A 22,847-nucleotide genomic window follows, 5' to 3' on the forward strand; every position below is an offset into this window, starting at 1 on the left:
TCTCAGCCCATCGAGCGGTAGCGGTGGATCAGCGACACCGCCATGGCGCCCTCGCCGACGCCCGAGGCGACCCGCTTGACCGAGTGGGCCCGGACGTCGCCCGCCGCGAAGACCCCGGGGACGCTGGTCTCCAGCGGGTAGGGGGCGCGCTCCAGGCTCCACTCCGCCGGGAGTTCGCCGCCGTTGGCGATCAGGTCGGAGCCGGTGAGGACGAAGCCGTACTCGTCGCGCTCCACCACCCCGGCCAGCCAGTCGGTGTGCGGGCGTGCGCCGATGAAGGTGAACATGAACCGGGCCGGGGTCACCGTGTCCGCACCGGTGTCGGCGTCGTGCAGGGTGATCCGCTCCAGGTGCTCGCCGCCGTCCAGCGCCACCACCGTCGTGCGCACCCGGACCTCGATGTTCGGGGTCCGCTCGATCTCGTCGATCAGGTAGCGCGACATGCTCGCGTCCAGGGAGGCGGCGCGCACCAGGATGGTCACGCGGGCCGCGTACTTGGCGAAGTGGACGGCGGCCTGCCCGGCCGAGTTGGCGCCGCCCACGATGAACACGTGCTGCGAGATGCAGGCCGAGCTCTCCGTGGTGGCCGCGCCGTAGTACAGCCCCGCACCCTCGAACCGGTCCGCGCCGGGGGCGTCCAGCCGGTTGTACGAGACCCCGGTCGCCAGCAGTACCGTCTCGGCGCTGATCTCCGTACCGTCCGCCAGGGTCAGGATCTTCGCCGGGTCGTCCCGGGTCAGGGAGATCACCTCGACGGGGTGCAGGATCTCGGCGCCGAACCGGGCGGCCTGGATGGTGGCCCGGCGGGTCAGGTCGCCGCCGGAGAGGCCCGAGGGGAAGCCGAGGTAGTTCTCGATCAGGCTGGAGGTGCCGGCCTGGCCGCCCGGGGCGCGGGAGTCCAGCATCAGCGTGGACAGGCCCTCGGAGGCCGCGTACACCCCGGCGGCGAGCCCGGCGGGTCCGGCTCCGACGATGACGCACTCGTAGTGCGGGCGGGAGGCGGTGGTGGCCAGGCCGAGGCGCCGGGCCAGCTCGGTGTCGCTCGGGGCGGAGAGCACCGATCCGTCCGGGAAGCGCACCAGCGGGAGCGCGGCGTCCGCCTGCGCCGCGGCGATCACCGTCAGGGCCTCGGGGTCGCGCTCGACGTTCAGGAAGCGGAACGGCTGCCCGTTGCGGGTGAAGAAGTCCCGGACGGCGTGGGTGCCGGGGGAGACCAGGTGCCCCGCGACGATGATCCCGTCGTACGCCGGCCGGTAGGTGGCCAGCCAGTCGGAGAGCAGGTCGTCCAGGACCGGGAAGAGCCGCTCGTGGGGCGGGTCCCAGGGCTTGAGCAGGTAGTAGTCCAGCCGCACCCGGTTGATGGCGGTGATCGCGGCGTCGGTCTCCGCGTACGCCGTGAGCAGGACCCGGCGCGCGTCCGGGAACCGGCTGACGGCCTCCAGCAGGAACTCCACGCCGGTCACGTCGGGCATCCGCTGGTCGACGAGGAACAGGGCCGGGTCGTGACCGCGCTCGTCGAGGGAGTCCAGGATCTTGAGGGCGTCGGCCGCGGAGGAGGCGCCGAGCACCCGGTATCGGTCGCCGTAGGCACTGCGCAGGTCCCTGCGGACGGCCCGCAGCACCTGCGGGTCGTCGTCCACGGCCAGGATGACCGGCTTGCGGCTCTCCGCGCGCTCGGTGGCCGCCCCGGCGCCGGCCGGGGCGTCGGCGGTGGTGGCGGGGGTGGTGGAGGGTGTGGTGGAGGGGGCGGTGGCGCCCTCCCGGGCCGCGCTCACGCCGGGTCCAGCATCAGCTTGTCGGCGTAGCACCAGGCCCAGTCCTCGCCGGGCTCGTGCGAGGCCGCGATGGGGTGATCGGTGGTCCGGTAGTGCCGTGTGGCGTGACGGTTCTTCGACGAGTCGCAGCAGCCGACGTGCCCGCAGCTCAGGCACATCCTCAGGTGCACCCAGCCGTCACCGGACCGCAGGCACTCCTCACAGCCCTCGGAGCCGGCCTTCACCGGACGTATCCGGTCGACGTGTGTGCACAACAGGTCCATCGTCATCGTCCCCGTCCCTCTCCTCGCGCACTCGTGCCCCCCGGCCCGCCCGGGGTCCACGGCGCGTCCAGACCATAAGTCGGGGATCCGGGAAAGGTTCATCGATCCGGCCGAGGTCAGGAAGTCCGGCGGGTACTTCATGACCTCGCGGGACGACTACGTGAGGTGCCCGGACCACCTTGCCCGCTACCTCACGAAGTCGTATTCGGGCCCTTTGACGCGGGCACCGGGCGCACGCAGTGTGGGGGACGCCAACGACAACAGGCGGCGCCTGGAGGAATCTGTGAGCAGAAAGATTCTGGTCATTGTCTCCGAACACGGTTACTGGGCCGAGGAGCTGATCGGTCCCGTATCGAAGTTCGACGATCGGGGCTATGAGACCGTATTCGCCACGCCGACCGGAAAGCGCGCCCACGCACTTCCGCCGAGCCTCGACGCGAACTACATCGACCCCCCGCTGGGCCGCTCGGTGACCACCGAGGAGAACGCCCGGCTGGGCCGTGAGTTCGAGCAGTCGAGCCGGCTCGACTCGCCGCTCGACATCGAGGCCTGGGTGCCCGAGCGCCCGTACACGAGCGACGAGGGCTATCTGCGCAAGCTGGAGCAGTACCACCGCGACCTGGACAAACTCGATGCCGACATCGCGGACTTCGACGCGATCCTCATCGTCGGAGGCAGCGGCCCCATCGCCGACCTCGCCAACAACGAGCGCGTGCACGCCCTGATCCTGGCCTTCGAGAAGGCCGGCAAGGTCGTGGCCGCCGAGTGCTACGGGGTCGCCTGTCTGGCCTTCGCCCGGGACTGGGACGACCGCAAGAGCATCGTCTGGGGCAAGCACGTGACCGGCCACTGCAAGGAGTACGACTACAAGGACGGCACCGGATTCCTCGGTACCGACTTCAACATGGGCCCGCCCCCGTACCCGCTGGAGTACATCCTGCGCGATGCCACGGGCCCGCGCGGCGCCTATCACGGGAATTTCGGCAAGCCGGTCTCCGTGATCGTCGACTATCCCTTCGTGACGGGACGTTCGACCCCGGACTCCTACCTCACCGGGCAGAAGATCGTGGAAGTCCTGGAAGACGGCCTCACCCGCTACGGCTGGTAATTCTGCGATCCGCGGGAGAAAAAGGGGGGAATATCGTGAACGCCGAAGCGACTCCCGGCCGGGAAAGGCTGATCGAGCAGTTCAAGGCCGACGGCCTGAAGGTGATGTTCGGAAATCCGGGAACGGTGGAACAGGGATTCCTCGACGCGGTGGACGCGGCGGCGGACTTCCGTTACGTCCTCGCGCTCCAGGAGACCGTGGCCGCGGGCATCGCGGACGGCTACGCCCGCGCCACGGGCGGCGCGGCCCTGCTCCAGCTGCACTCCGGCGTGGGTCTGGGCAACGGCATAGGCATGCTCTACCAGTCGCTGCGCGGCCACACCCCGCTCGTCGTGGTCGCTGGCGACGCCGGGGTGCGCTACGACGCCATGGACGCGCAGATGGCCTGCGACCTGGTGGCCATGGCCCGGCCCGTCACCAAGTACGCGACCCGGGTCACCGACCCGCGGTCCGTGCTGCGCACGGTGCGGCGGGCCGTGAAGATCGCCCTCACCCCGCCGCGCGGCCCCGTCTTCGTGGCGCTGCCCATGGACGTGCTGGACGAGCTCAACTCCGAGCCCGTGCTGCCCGCCACGGTGCCGCTCACCGACGTGGCCCCCTCGCCGGCCTCGGTGGGGCGGGCGGCCGCACTGCTCGCCGGCGCCGCCCGGCCGGTGGTCCTGGTCGGGGACGGGGTGGCGCTCTCCGGGGCGCAGGCCGAACTCGTCGCCGTCGCCGAACTGCTGGGCGCCGACGTCTTCGAGGTCGACTCCTCGGAGGTGAACATCGCCGCCCCGCACCCGCTGCGGCGCGGCCAGACGGGCCACATGTTCGGCCCGCACAGCAAGGAGCTGGTCGGGAACGCGGACGCGGTGCTGATCGTGGGCACCTACGTCTTCCCGGAGGTGTTCCCCGAACTGGAGAACCCCTTCCGGCCGGGCGCGAAGGTCGTGCACATCGACCTGAACGCCTACGAGATCGCCAAGAACCACCCCGTGGACCTGGGGCTGGCCGCCGACCCGCGTCACGCGCTGCGCGCGCTGGCCGGCGTACTGGAGCAGCGGCTGACCCCGGCGCAGCGGGCCGCGGCCGCCGCGCGGCTGGACGTACGGACCCGGGAGCGGGCCCGTGCGGACCTCGCGGCGGACGACGACGGCACGCCGATGGCCGTCTTCCTGCGGACGCTGGCCGAGCGCACCGGGCGGGACCTGATCGTCTTCGACGAGGCGCTGACCACCTCGCCGCTGGTGACCCGGTACCTGCCGCCGGAGCGGCCCGGGGACTACCACCTGACCCGGGGCGGATCGCTGGGCGTGGGCTTCCCGGGAGCGGTCGGCGCCAAGCTCGCCCACCCCGACCGGCTCGTCGTCGGCTTCGCGGGCGACGGCGGCACGATGTACACCCACCAGGCGCTGTGGACGGCGGCCCGGTACGGGATCGATGCCAAGTTCGTGGTCTGCAACAACCGCAAGTACCGCCTCCTCGACGACAACATCGCCCAGTACTGGCGCGAGCGGGACATCGCCGAGCACCCCTATCCGGGCTCCTTCGACCTCGCTCACCCCGAGATCGACTTCGCGGGCCTGGCCAGGGCGCTGGGCGCCGACGGAACCCGGGTGGAGAAGCCGGACGAGGCGGTGGCCGCCGTCGCGCGGATGCTGGCGCACCCCGGCCCGTACCTCGTCGACATCCAGATCTGACCCGACCGACACCCACGGACAGGAGGAGACCGCATGCCCGCCGAGCGGCTGACCGAGGACGCGATCCGCACCTTCACCGAGAACTGGTACGTGGCCCTGGACCGGCACCTGCCGCTGGAACAGGTGCTCGCCCTCATCACCGAGGACCTGGAGTTCAAGGTCCCCGAGGACACCTTCCGCGGACACCAGGACTTCGCCCGCTGGTACGCCGCCGTCACCAACCGGTTCTTCGACGAGGTGCACACGGTCACCAAGGTGGAGCCGGTCATCGAGGGCGACCGGGCCGTCGTCCGGGTCCTCGTCAACTGGCAGTTCAAGATCTGGGACGCGCCTGCCGCCCGCAGCGAGTGGGGTGGCTTCGACGCCGACCAGACATGGACCGTGGTGGCCGGCCCGGACGGGCCGCAGATCAAGCAGTACACCGTCAACGACCTGGCGCCGATGCCCGGTTCGGTCTCGCTCTGAGAGGACGGCCACGATGACCGAAGTGACGCGCGAGCGCGTCGAGGCGGCCTACCGGGCCCTCGGTTCCGGCGACCGGGCCCGCATCCTGGAGTACTACTCCGAGGACCTGCGCTGGCTGGTGCCGGGCAACCACCCCCTCGCCGGCTGGTACGAGAGCCTCGACGCCTTCCTGGAGCTGATGGGGCAGACCCACAAGCTCACGGGCGGCACCTTCCGGATGGACCTGGAGGCGGTCCTGGTCGGCGAGGACTGCAGCGCCGACGTGTGCCGCAACGTGGCCCTGCGGGACGGCGCGGACCCGGAGAGCACCACCCCGTACGAGCGGATGGACTACCCGGTCTTCCACTTCATGCGCTGGCGGGACGGCCGGATCGTCGAGGGCCGCGACGGGCTCTTCGGCGACACCGCCTCCGCCTTCAGCCAGTTCTGGGCGCCCTTCGCGCCGGACGGAACCCGCAGGGACCGATAGGGGGATGACTGCAGTGAGCGCGACGGACGACGCCCGAACGATCCTCACCAAGTACTACGAGTACGCCAACGCCGGCGACTGGGACCGCTGGTGCGACCTGTTCGCCGAGGACCAGGTCATGGACGAGCAGCTGGCCGGACACATCGAGGGCCTGGAGACCCTGCGCTCGATGATGAAGGGCATGGGGACCATGTACCGGGTCTTCCGCAACGAGCCCGTGCACTTCCTCGTAGACGGGGAGAAGGCGGCGGCCGTCTCCCACCTCACCGCCGTCAGCGCCTCCGGCGGGGCGATCGAGGCCGAGGTCATGAACTTCTTCCGGATCGTGGACGGACGCATCGCCTACATGGCGAACTACCACGACACCGTCCCCTTCCAGGTGCTGGGCCAGGACTGAGAGGGAGGAACGCACCCGTGGCCACAGAGCAGTACGACTACGTGATCGTCGGCTCCGGCACCGCCGGCAGCGTCCTCGCGAACCGGCTCTCCGCGGACCCGGACGTCTCGGTCCTGGTCCTGGAGGCGGGCGGTTCCCGGATCCCGCCCGAGGTGGACGACCCGTCCTCCTGGTACAAGCTGCTGGGCGGGCCCGTCGACTGGGGCTACACCAGCGTCCCGCAGCCGGGCCTGGGCGGGCGCCGTACGTACGAACCGCGCGGCAAGGCGCCCGGCGGCAGCAGCAACCTCTACATCATGATGCACATCCGGGGCCACGCCTCGGACTTCGACAACTGGGCCTACCAGGGCGCGGCCGGCTGGGCGTACGAGGACGTGCTCCCGTACTTCGCCCTGCTGGAGGGCCAGGAGGACCCCACCGCGCCCACCACCGGCACCGGCGGCCCGCAGCGGGTCACCAACGCCGGCCTCCACGGACCCAACCCGGTCTCCCGCGCCTTCATCGACGCGGCCGTCGAACTGGGCCACCGGGAGATCGCCGACTTCAACACCGACGGCCCCCGGCGCGGTCTCTTCGGCACCGGCTGGCACCACATCGACGTGGCCGACGGCCGCCGCCAGGGCACCCTGGCCGCCTACCTGGAACCGGCGCTGGAACGGCCCAACCTGACCCTGCGCACCAACGCCCAGACCACCCGGCTGCTCTTCGACGGGGACACCTGCTCCGGCGTCGAGTACGAACAGCTCCGGGCCCCGGACCAGATCCCGGGCCGCACCGTGCGCGACGGCCACAGCCGGGCGGCGGCGCCCGGCCGGCACACCGTACGGGCCCGGCGCGAGGTGATCGTGGCCGCCGGGGCGATCGAGTCCCCGAAGCTGCTGATGCTCTCCGGGATCGGGCACCCCGAGCAGCTGGGCGAGCACGGCATCGAGGTCACCGCGGCCCTGCCCGGGGTCGGGGAGAACTTCCACAACCACGTGCTGACCGGGCTCATGGCCGAGGTCACACAGGAACTGCCGCCACCCGCGCAGAACCTCTCCGAGAGCGCTCTGTTCCTGTCCTCGCGGCCCGGTCTGCCGGCCCCGGACCTGCAGATCGCCTTCGTCCACGTCCCGTTCGACGTGATCGTCGGCCAGGACCACCCGAACACGGTGTCCATCCTGCCCGGCGTCGTGCGCCCGGTCTCCCGGGGCTGGATCAGGCTCGCGAGCGCCGATCCGCTGGCCCACCCGCTGATCCACCCGAACTACCTGGGCGACCGGTGGGACCTGGAGCGGATGGTGCAGGGCGTCAGGACCGCCCGGGAGCTCTTCGCGACCTCCGCCTTCTCGCCCTGGTACAAGCAGGAGCTCCAGCCGGGGCCGGGGTACGTCTCGGACGAGGAGCTGCGGACCTTCGTGCGGCAGAAGGCGGAGAGCTACCACCACCAGGCCGGCTCCTGCCGCATGGGCGTCGACGACCTCTCCGTCGTCGACCCCGAGCTGCGGGTGCACGGCGTGCGCAACCTGCGCGTCGTCGACGCGAGCGTGATGCCCGCCGTCCCGTCGGGCAACTGCCACACCGCCATCGCGATGATCGCCGAACGCGCGGCGGACTTCATCGGAGGCCGGAACAGGGGGGAATCCCGTGCCTGACGTGGTCCTGCGCGAGGGAGCGCTGTCCGGGACCCGGATCGCGGTCCTGGTCGAGAGCGACTTCTACGAGCCCGAGATCTTCTACTACCAGCGCCGGTTCGCGGAGGAGGGTGCCGAGGTCGACTTCCTGACCCGGCTGTGGGGCAACGACTCCCTCACCTTCACCGGGCACGAGTACCGGGCGCCCTTCACCGCCGACCGCTCCCTGGAGGGGCTGGCCGACGAGGAGCTGCGCGGCTACTCCGCGCTCATCGTGCCCTCGGGCATGGTCGCCGACCGGCTGCGCTACACCGAGGACGTGGACGTACCGGCCCCGGCGACGGAGCTGCTGCGCCGGGCGTTCGAGGAGCCGACGGTGCTCAAGGGGATCATCTGCCACGGCATGTGGTTGGCGTCCTCGATCCCGGGCAAGGTGCGCGGCCGCAAGGTCGTCTGCCACAACAACCTCATCGGCGACGTCCGCAACATGGGCGCCGAGTACGTGGACGAGGACGTGGTGGTGGACGGGGACCTGGTGACCGGCCGTACCGGAGCCCACCACCACCTCTTCGCCCGCCGGATCATCGAGCTGCTCGCCGCCGGGCGGGGCCGGAGGGCCGGCTGATGCCGGGCGCGATGGTCTGGTCGCACGTGGGCCTCAACTGCGCGGACCAGAAGACCACCGAGGAGTTCTACACCCGTCACTTCGGCTTCACCCGGGCCCGGGTGGTCGACCTCGGGGAGGCCCGGATCGTGTTCCTGCGCAAGGGGGACGCGTACTTGGAGCTCTTCGCGGCCGGGGCCGAGCCGGCCCGCACGGCGCACGAGGACGGCCCGCCGGCCCCGGGCCGGATACGGCACCTGGCCTTCCAGACCGACAGCGTCGACGCGTTCCTCGCGGAGCTGGGCGACGCGGCCGAGGTGACCCTGGGGCCGCTGGACTTCGACGACTTCATCTGTGGGTGGCGGACCGTGTGGGTCCGCGATCCCGACGGGGTGATCGTCGAGGTCAGTCAGGGATTCGAGGACGACCGCTCACACGACAAGGACGGTGCATGACATGGCGGGCACGCCCGGCTTCTCCTTCTCCGACACGATCGCGGGCTACGTCGTCCGCTTCGATTCCGGGGCGCGACTGCTGCGCCTGAAGACCGCGGACGAGCGCGAGTTCGAGGTCTCCCTCGCCGGCGACCCCAGTGCCGAGCTCGTGCGCAACCTGGACGAGCCGTACATCGACGCCTCCGGGCACATCGACGAGATGCTCTCCCCGGGCCGCTTCCTCTTCGCCTACGGGGTCCACTACCCGGAGGGGGACGGACGGTTCGAGGCCAAGCGGCTGGTGTTCCTGGGCCGCGGGGCCGAGGACTACCGGTTCGAGGAGACCGGCTGGTGGATCAAGCAGATCGAGTCGCTGGCCGACTTCTACAAGCGGGCCCAGTTCGGCGACGGGCCGGTGGACTTCACGCAGTACCGCACCGAGATCCGTCTCGGCGGGGACAAGACCGCCAGCCACGTCCAGGAGACCGACACGATCTCCCGGCTGGTCTACGGCATGGCCTCGGCCTACCTGCTGACCGGCAAGGACGAGTACCTGGAGATCGCCGAGCGCGGCACCGAGTACCTGCGCAAGCACATGCGGGTCGTCGACACCGAGGAGGACGTGGTCTTCTGGTACCACGGCATCAGCGTCGACGGGGACAGCGAGCGCAAGCTGTTCACCTCGGAGTTCTCCGACGACTACGACGCGATCCCGATGTACGAGCAGATCTACGCGCTGGCCGGCCCCGTCCAGACCTACCGGGTCACCGGTGACGCCCGGATCAGGAACGACGCGGACGCCACCATCCGCCTCTTCGACAAGTTCTTCAAGGACGAGGAGCAGGGCGGCTACTACTCGCACATCGACCCGATCCTCTTCAGCCCCGACCACGAGTCGCTGGGCGAGAACGCCGAGCGCAAGAACTGGAACTCGGTCGGCGACCACGCGCCCGCGTACCTGATCAACCTGTACCTGGCGACCGGCGAGCAGAAGTACGCCGACTTCCTGGAGTACACCTTCGACACCATCGCGGACCGGTTCCCGGACTACAAGAACAGCCCGTTCGTCCAGGAGCGCTTCTTCCGCGACTGGTCGCACGACACCGCGCACAGCTGGCAGCAGAACCGCGCGGTCGTCGGGCACAACCTCAAGATCGCCTGGAACCTGATGCGGATGAACTCCCTGAAGGCCAAGCCGGCCTACGAGGAGCTGGCCCGGAAGATCGGCCAGATCATGCCGGCCGTCGGCAGCGACGTCCAGCGGGGCGGCTGGTACGACGTGGTGGAGCGGGTGAAGCGGGGGGACGAGGAGACGTATCGTTTCGCCTGGCACGACCGCAAGGCCTGGTGGCAGCAGGAACAGGCGATCCTCGCCTACCTCATCCTGGGCGGCACGGTCGGCGGCGACGCGAACCTGCGCGAGGCCCGGCAGGCGCAGGCCTTCTACAACACCTTCTTCCTCGACCACGACGAGGGAGCCGTGTACTTCAACGTGCTCGCCAGCGGCACGCCGTACCTGCTCGGCACCGAGCGGCTCAAGGGCAGCCACTCGATGTCCATGTACCACTCGGCGGAGCTCTGCTACCTCGCCGCCGTCTACAACAACCTGCTCGTCAACGGCCGGGAGATGGACTTCCACTTCCAGCCCGACCCGACCGACCTGCCCGGCCGGACCCTGCGCGTCTCACCCGACCTGCTGCCCGCGGGCTCGGTGCGGATCGCGTCCGTGGAGATCGACGAGAAGCCGTACGAGGAATTCGACGCGGACGAGCTGACCGTCCACCTCCCCGACGTCCAGGGACGGGTCAAGGTCAAGGTCCGGCTCCGGCCGGTGAACCGGAAGTAGCGCTCAACGGGGGGCGCCCCAACATGAGGGGAATGCAATGACTCTGACCGTGAAGGAACGCCGGAACAAGTCGGGCACCGTGCTCGTCGCCACCGGCGAGATCAACAGCGAGACCTCCGGTGCCCTGCTCCAGGCACTCCTGCCGCTGGTCCGCGAGGGCCGGCCGCTGCGCATCGACCTGACCGCCGTCACCTACGTGTCCAGCGCGGGCCTGCGCACCCTGCTCGTCGTCTACCGCGAGGCGCAGCACGTCGGCGTCGCGGTCACCCTGTACGGGGTGAGCGAGGAAGTCCGGTTCGTCATGTCGGCCACCGGCTTCCTCGACTTCTTCGAGACCGGCGAGGCCGCGGCCGCCGCGGCCAGGGCCAAGGTCGCGCGATGAGCGAGACCTCCTCCGACCAGGTGCTGCGGGTGGACGCGTACCCGACCCACGAAGTGGGCGGGTACCGCGTCCGCGCCGGCAAGCCGTTCCCGTTCGGGGCCAACGTGGTCCCGGGCGGGGTCAGCTTCTCCGTCTTCTCCGACCAGGCCACCTCCATGACCCTGGTCATCTTCAAGCGCGGAGAGCCCGAGCCGATGGCCGAGCTGCAGTTCCCCGAGGAATTCCGCACGGGCAGCGTCTTCGCCATGACCGTCTTCGGCCTCGACCACGAGAACATCGAGTACGGCTACCGGGCGGACGGACCCTTCGACCCGGCCACCGGACACCGCTTCGACGCCCGGCAGGTCCTCTCCGACCCCTACGCCCGGCTGATCGCCGGCCGCGACGTGTGGGGCGTGGAACCGGACCGCAGCCGCGGCTATCAGTACCGCTCGCGGGTCTGCCTCCAGGACTTCGACTGGGGCGACGACACCCCGCTGCGGATCCCCGCCGAGGACCTCGTCGTCTACGAGACCCACGTGCGCGGCTTCACCCGCCACCCCTCCTCACAGGTCACCGCCCCCGGCACCTTCGCGGGGCTGCGCGAGAAGATCCCGTACCTGAAGGAGCTCGGGGTCAACTGCATAGAGCTGCTGCCCGTCTTCGAGTTCGACGAGAGCGACAACCCGCGGGCCAACCCGGAGACCGGCGAGAGGCTCTACGACTACTGGGGCTACAACACCGTCTCCTTCTTCGCGCCGAAGGCCGGCTACGCGGCCACCGGACGCTACGGGATGCAGGGCGACGAGTTCCGCACCCTGATCAAGGACCTGCACGCGGCCGGCATCGAGGTCATCCTCGACGTCGTCTTCAACCACACCGCCGAGGGCAACGAGCTGGGCCCGACCATCTCCTTCAAGGGCCTCGACAACGCCACGTACTACATGCTCACGCCGGAGGGGTACTACTTCAACTTCAGCGGTACGGGCAACACGGTCAACTGCAACCACCCCGTCGTGCGCAACTTCGTGCTCGACTGCCTGCGCCACTGGGTCGCCGACTACCACATCGACGGCTTCCGCTTCGACCTCGCCGCCATCCTCGGCCGGTCCGCGGACGGCACCCCGCTGCCCAACCCGCCGCTGCTGGAACTGCTCGCCTTCGACCCGGTCCTGCGGCACACCAAGCTCATCGCCGAGGCCTGGGACGCGGGCGGCCTCTACGAGGTCGGCAACTTCCCGGCCTACGGCCGCTGGGCGGAGTGGAACGGCAAGTACCGCGACACCGTGCGCAGCTTCCTCAAGGGCGACCCCGGGGTCACCGGAGAGCTGGCGACCCGGATCGCGGGCTCGCCCGACCTCTACTCCAGCCGGGGGACCTCGGCCTCCGTCAACTTCCTGACCGCGCACGACGGTTTCACCCTGGCCGACCTGGTCTCGTACAACGACAAGCACAACGAGGCCAACGGCGAGGGCAACAACGACGGCGGCAACGACAACGCCAGCTGGAACTGCGGCGCCGAGGGGCCCACCGACGACCCCGAGGTGAACGCGCTGCGGCTGCGCCAGATGAAGAACGCCCTCGCGATCCTCTTCACCAGCCAGGGCATCCCGATGCTGCTGGCCGGGGACGAGGTCGCGCGGACCCAGCTGGGCAACAACAACACCTACTGCCAGGACAACGAGCTCTCCTGGTTCGACTGGGACCAGGTCGACGAGAACGCCGAACTGCTGCGGTTCACCCGGGAGATGATCGCCTTCCGGGGGCACCACCGCGAGCTGCGCTCCACCTCGCACCCCACCGGCCGGCTGCGCGACAGCCTGGGCCTGCCGGACATCAGCTGGCACGGGGAGCGGGCCTGGCAGCCCGACTGGTCGGCGGAGAGCCGGCTGCTGGCGGTGGCCCGCTGCGGCGTCGGCGACGAGGACGTGGTCTACGTGGCCATGAACTCCCACTGGGAGCCGCACGACCTGGAACTGCCCGCGCTGCCCGGCGGCCGCAGCTGGCACCTGTTCGCGGACACCGGCGCCGAGGCACCGCACGACATCCGCACCCCGGGCACCGAACAGGAGCTGGACAACGCCGGCAAGTACCTGATCGGCCCGCGCTCGGTCGTGATCCTGGTCGGCCGCGCGAACGACCCCGACCCCCGGGACGACTGAGCCGCCCCGACCGAAGGAGACCTGACATGCCGCTTTCCGTGTCCCTGAGCATCGAGGGCGACACCACCGTGATCGAACTGACGGGCGAGCTGGACGCGAAGACCGCCCCCGACTTCCACCAGACGATCGAGAAGGCCGCCGGTCACGGCACCGGCACCGTCGAGATCAGGATGGCCGGGGTCGGCTACATGGCCAGCGCCGGGCTGCGCTCCCTGGTCTTCGCCCAGCAGAAGGTGGGCTCCGGAGTCACCATCAAGGTGGTCGGCGCCATCGAGCCCGTCTCCCGGACCATCCGCACGGCGGGCCTCGACCGCAGCATCCAGCTGTCCGATGGCTGAGCACCACGGCCGCCCGCACGGTGAGTGAGATGGTCGGACTGGCGAGGAAGCCCGCCGTGCTGGAGGTGCCCGCCACCGTGGGGGCACTGGGCGAGATCGCCGCGTTCGTCCTGCTGCTGGCCGGCCGGGCGGGCCTCGGCAAAGGGGCCACGTACCGGATCCGGCTGGCGGTGGACGAGCTGGCCACGAACATCGTGATGCACGGGTACCGGGGCGGCGACGGACGGATCACCGTCCGCGGCCGCTGCGGTCCCGACGGGGTGCGGATCGTCATCGAGGACACCGCCCCCGCGTTCGACCCGGTCGAAGGCCGCCTGCCCCCCGCCCCCGGGATCCCCCCGGAACGGCGGCGGGTCGGCGGCCTCGGCATCCACCTGGCCCTGACCAGCGTGGACACGTACGCCTACGCCCGCAGGGACGGCCGCAACATCAGCACGCTGACCGTCAAGGCCGAGGGGACGGACGCATGCCCTCCACCACCGTGATCATCCTCGACGCGAACCCGCCGCCACCCGCCGAACTGCTCGAAGCACTCCGGCTGATGGACGCGGAACTCGTCACCCGCACGCTGTCCGAACTGCTGCTCGGCCGACTGGAGGCCCTGCCCCCCGCCGACGTGCTGCTCGCCCCCGCCGAGGCCGACGGGGAAGCGGTGCGCAGCGCCGTGCGCCGGCTGCGCCGCCGGGCAGGAGCCCCCGTCGTGGTCGTCTGGACCGTCACGGCCTTCGCCGCACTGGAGCGGCACGTCAGCCTCGGCCACGACTACCTCGTCCCGCCCTTCCTGCCCGCCCTCGTCGGCGCCCGGCTGCACAGCTGCTCCGAGCGGGCCGGACTGGGCCGCACCCTGCGCGAGGCCGACGCCCGCGCCGAACTCATGGGATACGAGAAGGAACTGGAGATCGGCCGCGAGATCCAGGCCGGCTTCCTGCCCGAATCACTGCCCGTCCCCGAGGGCTGGGAGATCGACGTGCGCTTCCGCCCCGCCCGTCAGGTCGCCGGGGACTTCTACGACGTCTTCGAACTCTCCCGGGGCCGGCGCCTCGCCGTCGTCGTCGCCGACGTCTGCGACAAGGGCGTCGGCGCCGCCCTCTTCATGGCCCTGATCCGCTCCTTGCTGCGCCACACCGCCGAGAACAGCGGACTCCAGCACCTGATGGCGGCCGGCCGCACCGGCGGCAGCCGCCGCACCCCGGTCGTCGGCGCCACCCCGCTGCTCAACGCGGTCACCGCCACCAACGGCTACCTCACCCGCAACCACCTGCGCCAGGGCTACTTCGCCACCCTCTTCTTCGGCGTCCTGGACCCGCTCACCGGCAGCCTCGTCTACATCAACGGCGGCCACAACCCGCCGCTGCTGCTCTCCGGCGAGGGCGCCCTGCCCCGGCCGCTCGACGTGACGGGACCGGCCGTCGGCGTGCTGCCCGACTGCGTCTACACCCTGGGCTACGCCCAGTTGGACCCGGGCGACACCCTGTTCGTGTTCACCGACGGGGTACCCGAGGCCCGCTGCCCCGAAGGCAGCTTCCTCGGTGACGAACGGATGCTGGAACTGCTCACCGGCCCCCCGGCGAGCGGCCGTGACGTGGTGGACCGGATGGACCTGGCCGTGCGCCGCCACACCGGGACCGCCGAACAGCACGACGACGTGACCATGCTGGCCCTGCACCGGCCACGTGCGGCGCGGGGGCCGCACGTGGCCGGCGACGGCTACCGGGTGGTGGCGTGATGACCCGGACCATCGTGGTGCACTCGCACCGCGGCGGCACCGGGAAGACCTCAGTGCTGGCCAACCTCGCGGTCCTGCTGGCCGCCGGGGGACTGCGGGTGGGGGCGGTCGACACCGACCTCCAGTCGCCGACCCTCGACCTGCTGTTCGGGCTCGGACCGGGTCCGGGCTCGCTGGCCGACTACCTGCTGGGCCGCTGCGAGATCGAGGCCGCGGCCCGCCGCACCCTCCTGCCCGGGCTGTACGTCGTACCGGCCCGGTCCGGCACGGCGGCCCTGCGGGAGCTGATGACCACCGGGTACGACGTGGGGCTGCTCCCGGAGGGCTTCGACCGGCTGGCACAGCGGTTCGCGCTCGACGTGCTGCTGCTCGACACGCACGCCGGACTGAACAACGAGTCGGTGACCGCCTTGGGCAGCGCCGACATCGTCCTGATCATGGCGCGGGCGGACCGCGTCGACCTCTCCGGGGTCGAGGAGACCATCGCCCTGGCCGGGCGGCTGGCCTGCCGACGGGCCCTCGTACTGAGCATGGCCCCCGAGGGCGTCGACCGGGAGAGCGTCCGCCGACGGGCCGAGGAGGTCTACGGGGCTCCGCTGGCCGGAATTCTCCCGTACGTGCCACAAATGGCCACCCTGTACGGGGAGCGCATATTTGCGGAAGCCCTTCCCGACCATCCCCTGGTCGGTGAATTCCGCGCGATCCTCTCGGCGTTGGACGCACGTGACGAAGTATCGCGGGCCTGACGTCCACCCCTTACGCCCCTGGAAGGGGGCGTGTTGAATCGGCAGCGAATCCAGAACAAGGAGAGAATCATGAAGATTCTCGTCGTCATGACGGCAAAGGCCACGCTTCATCTCCTGGACGGGGAACAGCACCCCTCGGGATTCTGGGCCGAGGAATTCGTCGTTCCCTATACCCTCTTCCGGGCCGCCGGCCACGCCGTGGACGTGGCGACGATCGGGGGTCGGGCGCCCACGGTCGACCGGACCAGCATCGACCCCGGCTTCCTGCGGTGGGTCCGGCCCGAAGGCTCCCCGGACGAGGACGCGGCCAACGCCGCCGAGTACGTCCGCGTCATAGGGCAGACCCCCCGGCTCCAGCACCCCATCGCCCTGGAAACCCTCGGCGAGAAGGACATCGCCGACTACGACGGCATCTACATCAGCGGCGGCCACGGGGCCATCGGCGACCTGCCCAAGTCCGACGAACTCGCCCAGCTGCTGCGCTGGGCCATCGACCGGGACAAGCCGCTCGCCACCGTCTGCCACGGCCACACCGCGCTCCTGTCCCTGCGCGACGGCGAGGGCCGCTGGCCGTTCGAGGGCTACCGGATGACCGCCTTCTCGCACGCCGAGGAACTGGTCACCAACATGGCCGGCCGGCTCCCGCTGATCCTGGAGGCCGAACTCACCCGACTCGGCGCCCGCTACGAGAAGGCCGAAGCGATCTGGGACTCGCACGTGGTGGTGGACCGCAGGCTCACCACCGGCCAGAACCCGTACTCCTCCAAGGCCCTCGCCGAGACGTTCCTGAAGCAGCTCGACCAGGGCTAGCCCCGCGACACCGGAAGGTGCAGCCATGACCCAGCGCGTGCTCAGCGACCGACCTCTGGCCAACCCCGGGAAGCTGTTCATCGGCGGCAGATGGATCCCCGCCCGGGACGGCCGTACCGAACCGGACGTCAGCCCGATCGACGGACAGGAGATCGTTCCGGTGGCCCAGGCCTCCGCGTCCGACGCCGACGCCGCCGTCACCGCGGCCCGCACGGCCTACGAGGAAGGTCCCTGGAGCCGGCTCTCCGCCCAGGAGCGCGCGCTGCGGCTCAACCGCGTCGGCGAACTGATCGAGCGGGACCTGGAGGAGATCGCGCTGCTGGAGACGGTGGACATGGGCAAGCCGTTCGCCTTCTCCAGCACCGTCGACGCCCCCATGGCCGCCCAGCTGATGCACTACTACGCCGGCGCGGTCACCCGCGTCGACGGGTCCTCCCGGGCCCCGGCGGGCGGACAGCTCGCGTACACGCTGCGCGAACCGCTGGGCGTGGTCTGCGCCATCACCCCCTTCAACTTCCCGCTCCTGCTGTCGATGACGAAGATCGCCCCGGCCCTCGCGGCGGGGAACACCGTCGTCCACAAGCCCTCCCCGGCCACCCCGCTCACCGCCCTGAAGATCGCCGAACTCTTCCAGGAGGCGGAGATCCCCGACGGGGTGCTGAACGTCATCACCGGTCCCGGCGTGGAACTGGGGGAGACCCTCACGGGCCACGCCGGCATCGACAAGATCGCCTTCACCGGCTCCACCGCGGTCGGCCAGTCGATCATCCGCAAGTCGGCGGGCACCCTGAAGAAGGTGACGATGGAACTCGGCGGCAAGTCCGCCAACATCGTCTTCGCCGACGCCGACCTCGACGCCGCCGAGGAACTCGCCTTCTTCGGCATCTACTACAACAAGGGCGAGATCTGCACCGCCGGCTCCCGGCTGCTGCTGCACCGCCCCATCCACGACGAGATGGTCGAACGCCTGGTGCGCCGGGCCGCCGACCTCAAGCCCGGGGACCCGCGCGACCCCGGGACCCTCTTCGGACCACTCGCCCACCAGGGCCAGTTCGACAAGGTCAGCTCCTACATCGAGGTCGGCGAGAAGGAAGGCGCGGTCCTGCGCACCGGAGGCGCCGGCTGGACCCCCGAGGGCGCCTCCAGCAGGGGCCTGTACTTCCTGCCGACCGTCTTCACCGGGGTCGACAACTCCATGCGGATCGCCCAGGAGGAGATCTTCGGACCCGTCCTGTCGATCATCCCCTTCGACACCGAGGAGGACGCCGTACGCATCGCCAACGACAGCGCGTACGGCCTCGCCGCCGGGGTCCACACCAAGGACCTGCGGCGGGCCCACCGGGTCGCCTCGCAGATCAAGGCGGGCACGGTCTGGGTGAATTGCTACAACCAGTACGACCCCTCCGTGCCCTACGGCGGCTACAAGGCCTCCGGCTACGGACGCGAGTGCGGACCGGAATCCCTGGAGAGCTACACGCAGACCAAGTCGGTCTGGATCGGAATGGACTGAGGTCCACCCGGCCGGACCCCCGATCGAGGAGTCCTCATGCGGACAGGCGTCATCGGCACCGGGCGGATCGGCTCGACCCTCGCCAGGATCCTCGTGGCGGCGGGCCACCAGGTCGTCCTCGCCAACGCGCGCGGGCCGCGATCGCTCGCCCCGCTGCTGGCCGAGCTCGGACCCGCCGCCGCGGCGGGACGCCCCGTCGAGGCGGCCGGGCAGGCCGACCTCCTGGTGCTGATGGTGCCCTTCACCACCGTGCGGGGGCTGCTGCCCCCGCACGTGGTGCAGGACAAGGTGCTGGTGGACGCCACCAACGCCTTCAACGGCCCCGGGGGCGCCGCCGACCCGGCGGGCCGCGGCTCCAGCGAACTGGTCGCCGAGTGGTATCCCGGTGCCCGGATCGTGAAATCCCTGAACACCATGTACTTCGAGACCCTCGCCGTCGCCGGGACCGCCCCCGGACGACAGCCGTCCGAGCGCCTGGCCCATTTCACGGCGGGCGACGACGTGAAGGCGAAGGAAATCGTCGCGGGAATCATCACGGACCTCGGATTCGTGCCCGTCGACACCGGCCCGCTGCACTCCGGAGGAATTCTCCAGCAGCCCGGCGGTCCCCTCTACAACCGGTCGCTCACGGAAGCGCAGGCGCTCGCATGGATCTGAACCTGAACCTGAACGTGAACGGAAGACCGGAGCGGTTCGCGGCGCGGCCCAACGAACTCCTCGTGGAGCGGCTCCGCGACGGACTCGGGCTCACCGGCACCAAGGTCGGCTGCGACACCGGCACGTGCGGGACCTGCGTGGTCCGGCTCGACGGCAGGTCGGTCAAGAGCTGCCTGATCCTCACCGCCGCGGCCGCCGGCTCCGAGGTCGCCACCATCGAGGGCGTGGCGGAGCGGGGCGGAGAACTGACCGGCCTCCAGGAGGCCCTGCGCCAGGAGCACGGCACCCAGTGCGGCTTCTGCACCCCCGGCATGGTCATGGCCCTCGGCGAGCTCGTCGAGAACACCGCCGGCGGCGAGCCGCCCACCGAGCCCGAGATCCGCGAGTGGCTCACCGGCAACCTGTGCCGCTGCACCGGCTACCACAGCGTGGTCCGCGGGGTACAGCGCGCCTGCGCCCCCGCCCCCGCCGAGGCGGCGGGAACGGCCGCGGCCGGCGCGCCCGGACGGGAGGGCTGAGGGAGATGACCGCAGTGACGGGGGAGACCGCCGTACAGGACGCCGCGCCGGTGCGGGACGCCATCGCCGTGCGGGACGCCACCGCCGTACAGGACGCCGCGCCGGTGCGGGACGCCATCGCCGTGCAGGACGCCCCGCCCGCGACCGCCGCCGAGCCCGCGGAGCACGCCGTCCTCGGGCAGCCGATGGACGCCCGCGAAGACCCGCAGCTCCTGCGCGGCGAGGCCACGTACGTTGCGGACATCGACCTGCCGGGCACCGCCCACATGGCGATCCTCGGCAGCCCGGTGGCCCACGCGAAGCTCCTCTCCATCGACACCAAGGCCGCCGAACAGATGCCCGGCGTCCTCAAGGTCGCCACCGCCGCCGACTTCACCGACGTGATGCCGCTGCCCTGCATCTGGATCCCCGGAGGGGTCGAGAGCCACTTCCCGCCCCACCCCTACGGGCTGCCCGGCGCCCGCCCCGTCCTCACCGGCGACGCCGTCCGCCACGTCGGCGACCCCATCGCCGTGGTCGTCGCCGAGACCCCGCGCCAGGCCGCCGCCGCGCTCGCCGCGATCTCCGTCGAGTACGAGCCGCTGCCCGTGGTCACCCGCGCCGACGCGGCCCTCGCCGAGGGCGCGCCGCAGCTGCACGAGGCCGTCCCCGGGAACCTGAACGCGTACTGGACCTGCGGCGACAAGGACCGCACCGACGCGGCCATCGCCGCAGCAGAGGTCACGGTGGAGCTCGACCTGGTCAACCAGCGCACCATCAACAGCCCCATCGAGCCGCGCGGTGCGGTCGGCGACTACGACGCCACCACCGGCGAGTACACCCTCTACGCCACCACCCAGGGCCCGCACAACCACCGCTTCCTGCTCTCCGCCCTGGTCCTCGGCATCCCCTTCAACAAGCTCCGGGTGATCGCCCCCACCGTCGGCGGCAGCTTCGGCACCAAGGGCTACCTCTACCCCGACATGCCGCTCGTTCTGCTCCTGTCGAAGGCGCTCGGCCGGCCCGTGAAATGGGTGGACACCCGCACCGGGCTGATGAACTCCACCGTCCAGGGCCGTGACCACCGCCAGCACGTCACCCTCGCCGGCACCCGGGACGGCCGCATCACCGCCGTGCGCTGCACCAGCTACGCCAACCTCGGCGCCTACCCCTCCACCATCGGCCCCGGCGTCGCCACCGCCCTGATGGGCCGCTCCATCACCGGCATGTACGAGATCCCCGCGGCCTTCTGCGAGGTCTACGCCGCCTTCACCAACACCGTCTCGCTCGGCGCCCAGCGCGGCAGCGGGCGCGCGGAGGCAGCCTTCCTGATGGAACGCCTCGTCGACCGCTACGCCGGGGAGATCGGCATGGACCCGGCGGAGGTCCGGCGCAAGAACCTGGTGCCGAAGGAGGAGTTCCCGTACGACAACGGTCTGGGCTGGACCTACGACTCCGGGAACTACCTGCCGAACTTCGACCGGGCCATCGAACTGTCCGGCTACGCCGACATGCCCGCCCGCAAGGCCGAGGCCCGTACGCGCGGCAAGCGGCTCGGCGTCGGCATCGCCACCTACGTCGCGATCTGCGGGGTCGGCCCCTCCACCCGGATGTCCAAGGAGGGCATGCTCGGCGGCACCTGGGAGAGCGCGAACATCCGCGTCCACCCCACCGGCGAGGTCACCGTCACCGTCGGCTCCGCCTCCACCGGCCAGAGCCACCACACCGTCTTCGCGATGGTCGCCGCCGACGAGCTGGGCATCGACCCCTCCCAGGTCCAGGTGTACGAGGGGGACACCCTCAAGGCCCCTTACGGGCAGGGCACCTACGGCTCCCGCTCCTACAGCATGGCCGCCCCCGCCGTCGCCCTCACCGCCCGCAAGATCAAGGCCAAACTGGTCAGGGCCGGAGCCGTCTTCCTGGGCGTCCCCGAGGACAAGGTCGTCTACCGGGGCGGAGCCGTCCACGAGGACGGCAACCCCGACAACACCAAGAGCTTCGCCGACCTGGCCATGGCCATGTGGTACGGCTGGGGACTGCCCCCGGAGATCGAGCCGGCCCTCGACGAGACCACGCACTTCGACCCGCCGGACTTCAACTACCCCTTCGGCACGCACGTCGCCGTCGTCGAGGTCGACGAACTCACCGGGGAGACCGAGGTGGTGGCCTACACCGCCGTCGACGACGCCGGCAACATCGGCAACCCGAAGATCGTCAACGGCCAGATCGAGGGCAGCATCGTGCACGGCCTCGGCCAGGCGCTGATGGAGGCGGCCGAGTACGACGAGAACGGCATCCTGATCAGCTCCGACCTGAACCACTACGCCCTGCCGCGCGCCGCCGACGTCCCCTTCTTCGCCCTCGACCGGACCGTCACGCCCTCCCCGCACAACCCGCTCGGCGCCAAGGGGGCCGGCGAGATCGCCACCGTGCCGCCCGCCGCCGCGGTGGTCAACGCGGTCGTCGACGCCCTCTCCGACCTGGGCGTCCGGCACATCGACATGCCGCTCACCCCCGAGAAGGTGTGGCGCCGCCTGCAGGGAGAGACGCAGTGATCCTCACCGAATTCGACTACGTCCGCCCCCTCGGCCTCGACGAGGCCCTGGACCTGCTCGCCGGGCCCGGCGCCCGGGTGCTGGCCGGCGGCCAGAGCCTGCTGCCCGGCCTGCGCGCCGGAACCGACCGGGCCCGGCTGCTGGTCGACGTACGCCACCTGGAGGAGCTGCGGGGGATCTCCGGCGCCGACGGGACCCTGCGCGTCGGGGCCCTGACCACCCTCGCCGAACTCGCCGCGCACCCCCTGGTGCGGGACGGGGCGCCGGAGCTGGCCGCCGCGGCCCGCGCCAACGGCGACCCCCAGGTCCGCAACCTCGGCACCACCGGCGGCAACCTGGCGGTCCCGGACCGGCCGACCGACCTGCCGGTCGCCGCCCTCGCCGCCGGCGCCGAGGTGGAACTGGCCGGCCCCGGCGGGCGCACCCGGGTGGGCGCCGAGGAGTTCACCGCCGGCGGGGTGCCCGCCGGATCGGTGCTCACCGCCCTGCTGGTGCCCGCCGCCGGCCCGGCCGCCGCCTTCGAGAAGGCCGCCGACCGGGCCACCCGCTACCCGCTGTGCGCGGCCGCCGTACGGATCACCGCCGACGGGCCGCGGATCGCCGTCACCGGAGCCACCCCCCGCGCCCTGCGCCTGCGCGGGGTCGAGGACCGGCTGCGCGGCGGCCCGTACACCACGGAGGCGGTGCTCGCCGCCTTCCGCGCCGAGCCCCGGGAGCTGTTCGTCCCCGGGCGCGGCACCTCGGCCGAATACCTGGGACACCTCGCGGGCGTGCTCACCGCCCGCGCGCTGGCGAGGGCGGCCCGGATCACCGCCTGACCGCCCGCCGGGCA

Annotated in this window: 23 protein-coding genes; 21 read left to right on the forward strand and 2 right to left on the reverse strand. The window is 71.1% G+C overall.

Features of this window, described 5'->3' with window-relative positions:
- Positions 1-2: 2 nt before the first annotated feature.
- Complete coding sequence (locus ACEPPI_RS10595) at positions 3-1,640, reverse strand: FAD-dependent oxidoreductase (protein WP_373915014.1); 1,638 nt, start codon at positions 1,638-1,640, stop codon at positions 3-5.
- Between the two features lie 131 nt (positions 1,641-1,771).
- Entirely contained in the window at positions 1,772-2,044 is a 273-nt protein-coding gene (locus ACEPPI_RS10600) for a UBP-type zinc finger domain-containing protein (RefSeq protein ID WP_373914973.1), read from the reverse strand.
- Positions 2,045-2,321: 277 nt separating this feature from the next.
- On the opposite strand from ACEPPI_RS10600, the gene ACEPPI_RS10605 reads away from it, so the two are divergent.
- The 21 genes from ACEPPI_RS10605 (at position 2,322) to ACEPPI_RS10705 (ending at position 22,833) form a co-directional block, all read left to right on the forward strand.
- Positions 2,322-3,146, forward strand: a complete 825-nt coding sequence (locus tag ACEPPI_RS10605) for a type 1 glutamine amidotransferase domain-containing protein (RefSeq protein ID WP_373914974.1) — start codon at positions 2,322-2,324, stop codon at positions 3,144-3,146.
- 35 nt (positions 3,147-3,181) lie between these two features.
- A complete protein-coding gene (locus ACEPPI_RS10610; protein WP_373914975.1) occupies positions 3,182-4,825 on the forward strand; it encodes a thiamine pyrophosphate-binding protein in 1,644 nt (547 codons plus the stop codon).
- 33 nt (positions 4,826-4,858) lie between these two features.
- Positions 4,859-5,290 carry a nuclear transport factor 2 family protein gene (locus ACEPPI_RS10615; protein WP_373914976.1) on the forward strand — a complete coding sequence of 144 codons (432 nt, stop codon included), beginning with the start codon at positions 4,859-4,861 and terminating at the stop codon, positions 5,288-5,290.
- A gap of 13 nt (positions 5,291-5,303) precedes the next feature.
- Complete coding sequence (locus ACEPPI_RS10620) at positions 5,304-5,759, forward strand: nuclear transport factor 2 family protein (protein WP_373914977.1); 456 nt, start codon at positions 5,304-5,306, stop codon at positions 5,757-5,759.
- A 4-nt stretch (positions 5,760-5,763) separates the two neighbouring features.
- Entirely contained in the window at positions 5,764-6,156 is a 393-nt protein-coding gene (locus ACEPPI_RS10625; protein WP_373914978.1) for a nuclear transport factor 2 family protein, read from the forward strand.
- Between the two features lie 17 nt (positions 6,157-6,173).
- Positions 6,174-7,790, forward strand: coding sequence for a GMC family oxidoreductase (locus tag ACEPPI_RS10630; protein ID WP_373914979.1), 1,617 nt, complete (start codon positions 6,174-6,176; stop codon positions 7,788-7,790).
- Complete coding sequence (locus ACEPPI_RS10635; protein WP_373914980.1) at positions 7,783-8,394, forward strand: DJ-1/PfpI family protein; 612 nt, start codon at positions 7,783-7,785, stop codon at positions 8,392-8,394. The genes ACEPPI_RS10630 and ACEPPI_RS10635 overlap by 8 nt, the downstream gene beginning before the upstream one ends.
- On the forward strand, positions 8,394-8,828 hold the full coding sequence (locus tag ACEPPI_RS10640) for a VOC family protein (protein WP_266837862.1): 435 nt from the start codon (positions 8,394-8,396) through the stop codon (positions 8,826-8,828). Before ACEPPI_RS10635 ends, ACEPPI_RS10640 begins: the two co-directional genes overlap by 1 nt.
- A gap of 1 nt (position 8,829) precedes the next feature.
- Positions 8,830-10,653, forward strand: a complete 1,824-nt coding sequence (locus tag ACEPPI_RS10645) for an AGE family epimerase/isomerase (protein ID WP_373914981.1) — start codon at positions 8,830-8,832, stop codon at positions 10,651-10,653.
- Between the two features lie 37 nt (positions 10,654-10,690).
- Positions 10,691-11,035 carry an STAS domain-containing protein gene (locus tag ACEPPI_RS10650; protein ID WP_373914982.1) on the forward strand — a complete coding sequence of 115 codons (345 nt, stop codon included), beginning with the start codon at positions 10,691-10,693 and terminating at the stop codon, positions 11,033-11,035.
- Complete coding sequence (glgX, locus tag ACEPPI_RS10655) at positions 11,032-13,176, forward strand: glycogen debranching protein GlgX (protein WP_373914983.1); 2,145 nt, start codon at positions 11,032-11,034, stop codon at positions 13,174-13,176. Before ACEPPI_RS10650 ends, glgX begins: the two co-directional genes overlap by 4 nt.
- A gap of 26 nt (positions 13,177-13,202) precedes the next feature.
- On the forward strand, positions 13,203-13,514 hold the full coding sequence (locus tag ACEPPI_RS10660) for an STAS domain-containing protein (protein WP_266837856.1): 312 nt from the start codon (positions 13,203-13,205) through the stop codon (positions 13,512-13,514).
- Positions 13,515-13,543: 29 nt separating this feature from the next.
- Positions 13,544-13,999: an anti-sigma regulatory factor gene (locus tag ACEPPI_RS10665; RefSeq protein ID WP_266841494.1), complete on the forward strand. Its 456-nt coding sequence runs from the start codon at positions 13,544-13,546 to the stop codon at positions 13,997-13,999.
- Positions 13,981-15,240 carry a PP2C family protein-serine/threonine phosphatase gene (locus ACEPPI_RS10670; RefSeq protein ID WP_373914984.1) on the forward strand — a complete coding sequence of 420 codons (1,260 nt, stop codon included), beginning with the start codon at positions 13,981-13,983 and terminating at the stop codon, positions 15,238-15,240. The genes ACEPPI_RS10665 and ACEPPI_RS10670 overlap by 19 nt, the downstream gene beginning before the upstream one ends.
- Positions 15,240-15,986 (forward strand): MinD/ParA family protein, encoded by a 747-nt coding sequence (locus ACEPPI_RS10675; protein WP_373914985.1) that lies wholly within the window; start codon positions 15,240-15,242, stop codon positions 15,984-15,986. The genes ACEPPI_RS10670 and ACEPPI_RS10675 overlap by 1 nt, the downstream gene beginning before the upstream one ends.
- Before the next feature lie 69 nt (positions 15,987-16,055).
- Positions 16,056-16,796, forward strand: a complete 741-nt coding sequence (locus ACEPPI_RS10680; RefSeq protein WP_373914986.1) for a type 1 glutamine amidotransferase domain-containing protein — start codon at positions 16,056-16,058, stop codon at positions 16,794-16,796.
- A gap of 25 nt (positions 16,797-16,821) precedes the next feature.
- Positions 16,822-18,306, forward strand: coding sequence for an aldehyde dehydrogenase (locus tag ACEPPI_RS10685; RefSeq protein WP_373914987.1), 1,485 nt, complete (start codon positions 16,822-16,824; stop codon positions 18,304-18,306).
- A 36-nt stretch (positions 18,307-18,342) separates the two neighbouring features.
- Complete coding sequence (locus tag ACEPPI_RS10690) at positions 18,343-18,963, forward strand: NADPH-dependent F420 reductase (RefSeq protein WP_373914988.1); 621 nt, start codon at positions 18,343-18,345, stop codon at positions 18,961-18,963.
- The gene (locus ACEPPI_RS10695; RefSeq protein WP_373914989.1) at positions 18,954-19,481 is read left to right on the forward strand and encodes a (2Fe-2S)-binding protein; all 528 of its coding nucleotides are present in this window, start codon (positions 18,954-18,956) and stop codon (positions 19,479-19,481) included. Before ACEPPI_RS10690 ends, ACEPPI_RS10695 begins: the two co-directional genes overlap by 10 nt.
- A gap of 5 nt (positions 19,482-19,486) precedes the next feature.
- Positions 19,487-22,015, forward strand: a complete 2,529-nt coding sequence (locus ACEPPI_RS10700; RefSeq protein WP_373914990.1) for a xanthine dehydrogenase family protein molybdopterin-binding subunit — start codon at positions 19,487-19,489, stop codon at positions 22,013-22,015.
- Complete coding sequence (locus ACEPPI_RS10705) at positions 22,012-22,833, forward strand: xanthine dehydrogenase family protein subunit M (protein WP_373914991.1); 822 nt, start codon at positions 22,012-22,014, stop codon at positions 22,831-22,833. Before ACEPPI_RS10700 ends, ACEPPI_RS10705 begins: the two co-directional genes overlap by 4 nt.
- The last annotated feature ends 14 nt before the right edge of the window (positions 22,834-22,847 follow it).

This window comes from Streptomyces sp. AB3(2024), from assembly GCF_041862025.1.
GTDB lineage: Bacteria > Actinomycetota > Actinomycetes > Streptomycetales > Streptomycetaceae > Streptomyces.

Excerpts from the sequence above, each read along its gene's own strand:
- ACEPPI_RS10700 (WP_373914990.1), top strand. The coding sequence starts at position 19,487 with ATGACCGCAGTGACGGGGGAGACCGCCGTACAGGACGCCGCGCCGGTG.
- ACEPPI_RS10615 (WP_373914976.1), top strand. The coding sequence starts at position 4,859 with ATGCCCGCCGAGCGGCTGACCGAGGACGCGATCCGCACCTTCACCGAG.
- ACEPPI_RS10675 (WP_373914985.1), top strand. The coding sequence starts at position 15,240 with ATGACCCGGACCATCGTGGTGCACTCGCACCGCGGCGGCACCGGGAAG.
- ACEPPI_RS10600 (WP_373914973.1), bottom strand. The coding sequence starts at position 2,044 with ATGACGATGGACCTGTTGTGCACACACGTCGACCGGATACGTCCGGTG.
- ACEPPI_RS10645 (WP_373914981.1), top strand. The coding sequence starts at position 8,830 with ATGGCGGGCACGCCCGGCTTCTCCTTCTCCGACACGATCGCGGGCTAC.
- ACEPPI_RS10620 (WP_373914977.1), top strand. The coding sequence starts at position 5,304 with ATGACCGAAGTGACGCGCGAGCGCGTCGAGGCGGCCTACCGGGCCCTC.
- ACEPPI_RS10690 (WP_373914988.1), top strand. The coding sequence starts at position 18,343 with ATGCGGACAGGCGTCATCGGCACCGGGCGGATCGGCTCGACCCTCGCC.
- ACEPPI_RS10695 (WP_373914989.1), top strand. The coding sequence starts at position 18,954 with ATGGATCTGAACCTGAACCTGAACGTGAACGGAAGACCGGAGCGGTTC.
- ACEPPI_RS10660 (WP_266837856.1), top strand. The coding sequence starts at position 13,203 with ATGCCGCTTTCCGTGTCCCTGAGCATCGAGGGCGACACCACCGTGATC.
- ACEPPI_RS10625 (WP_373914978.1), top strand. The coding sequence starts at position 5,764 with ATGACTGCAGTGAGCGCGACGGACGACGCCCGAACGATCCTCACCAAG.
- glgX (WP_373914983.1), top strand. The coding sequence starts at position 11,032 with ATGAGCGAGACCTCCTCCGACCAGGTGCTGCGGGTGGACGCGTACCCG.
- ACEPPI_RS10640 (WP_266837862.1), top strand. The coding sequence starts at position 8,394 with ATGCCGGGCGCGATGGTCTGGTCGCACGTGGGCCTCAACTGCGCGGAC.
- ACEPPI_RS10650 (WP_373914982.1), top strand. The coding sequence starts at position 10,691 with ATGACTCTGACCGTGAAGGAACGCCGGAACAAGTCGGGCACCGTGCTC.
- ACEPPI_RS10670 (WP_373914984.1), top strand. The coding sequence starts at position 13,981 with ATGCCCTCCACCACCGTGATCATCCTCGACGCGAACCCGCCGCCACCC.
- ACEPPI_RS10665 (WP_266841494.1), top strand. The coding sequence starts at position 13,544 with ATGGTCGGACTGGCGAGGAAGCCCGCCGTGCTGGAGGTGCCCGCCACC.
- ACEPPI_RS10685 (WP_373914987.1), top strand. The coding sequence starts at position 16,822 with ATGACCCAGCGCGTGCTCAGCGACCGACCTCTGGCCAACCCCGGGAAG.
- ACEPPI_RS10680 (WP_373914986.1), top strand. The coding sequence starts at position 16,056 with ATGAAGATTCTCGTCGTCATGACGGCAAAGGCCACGCTTCATCTCCTG.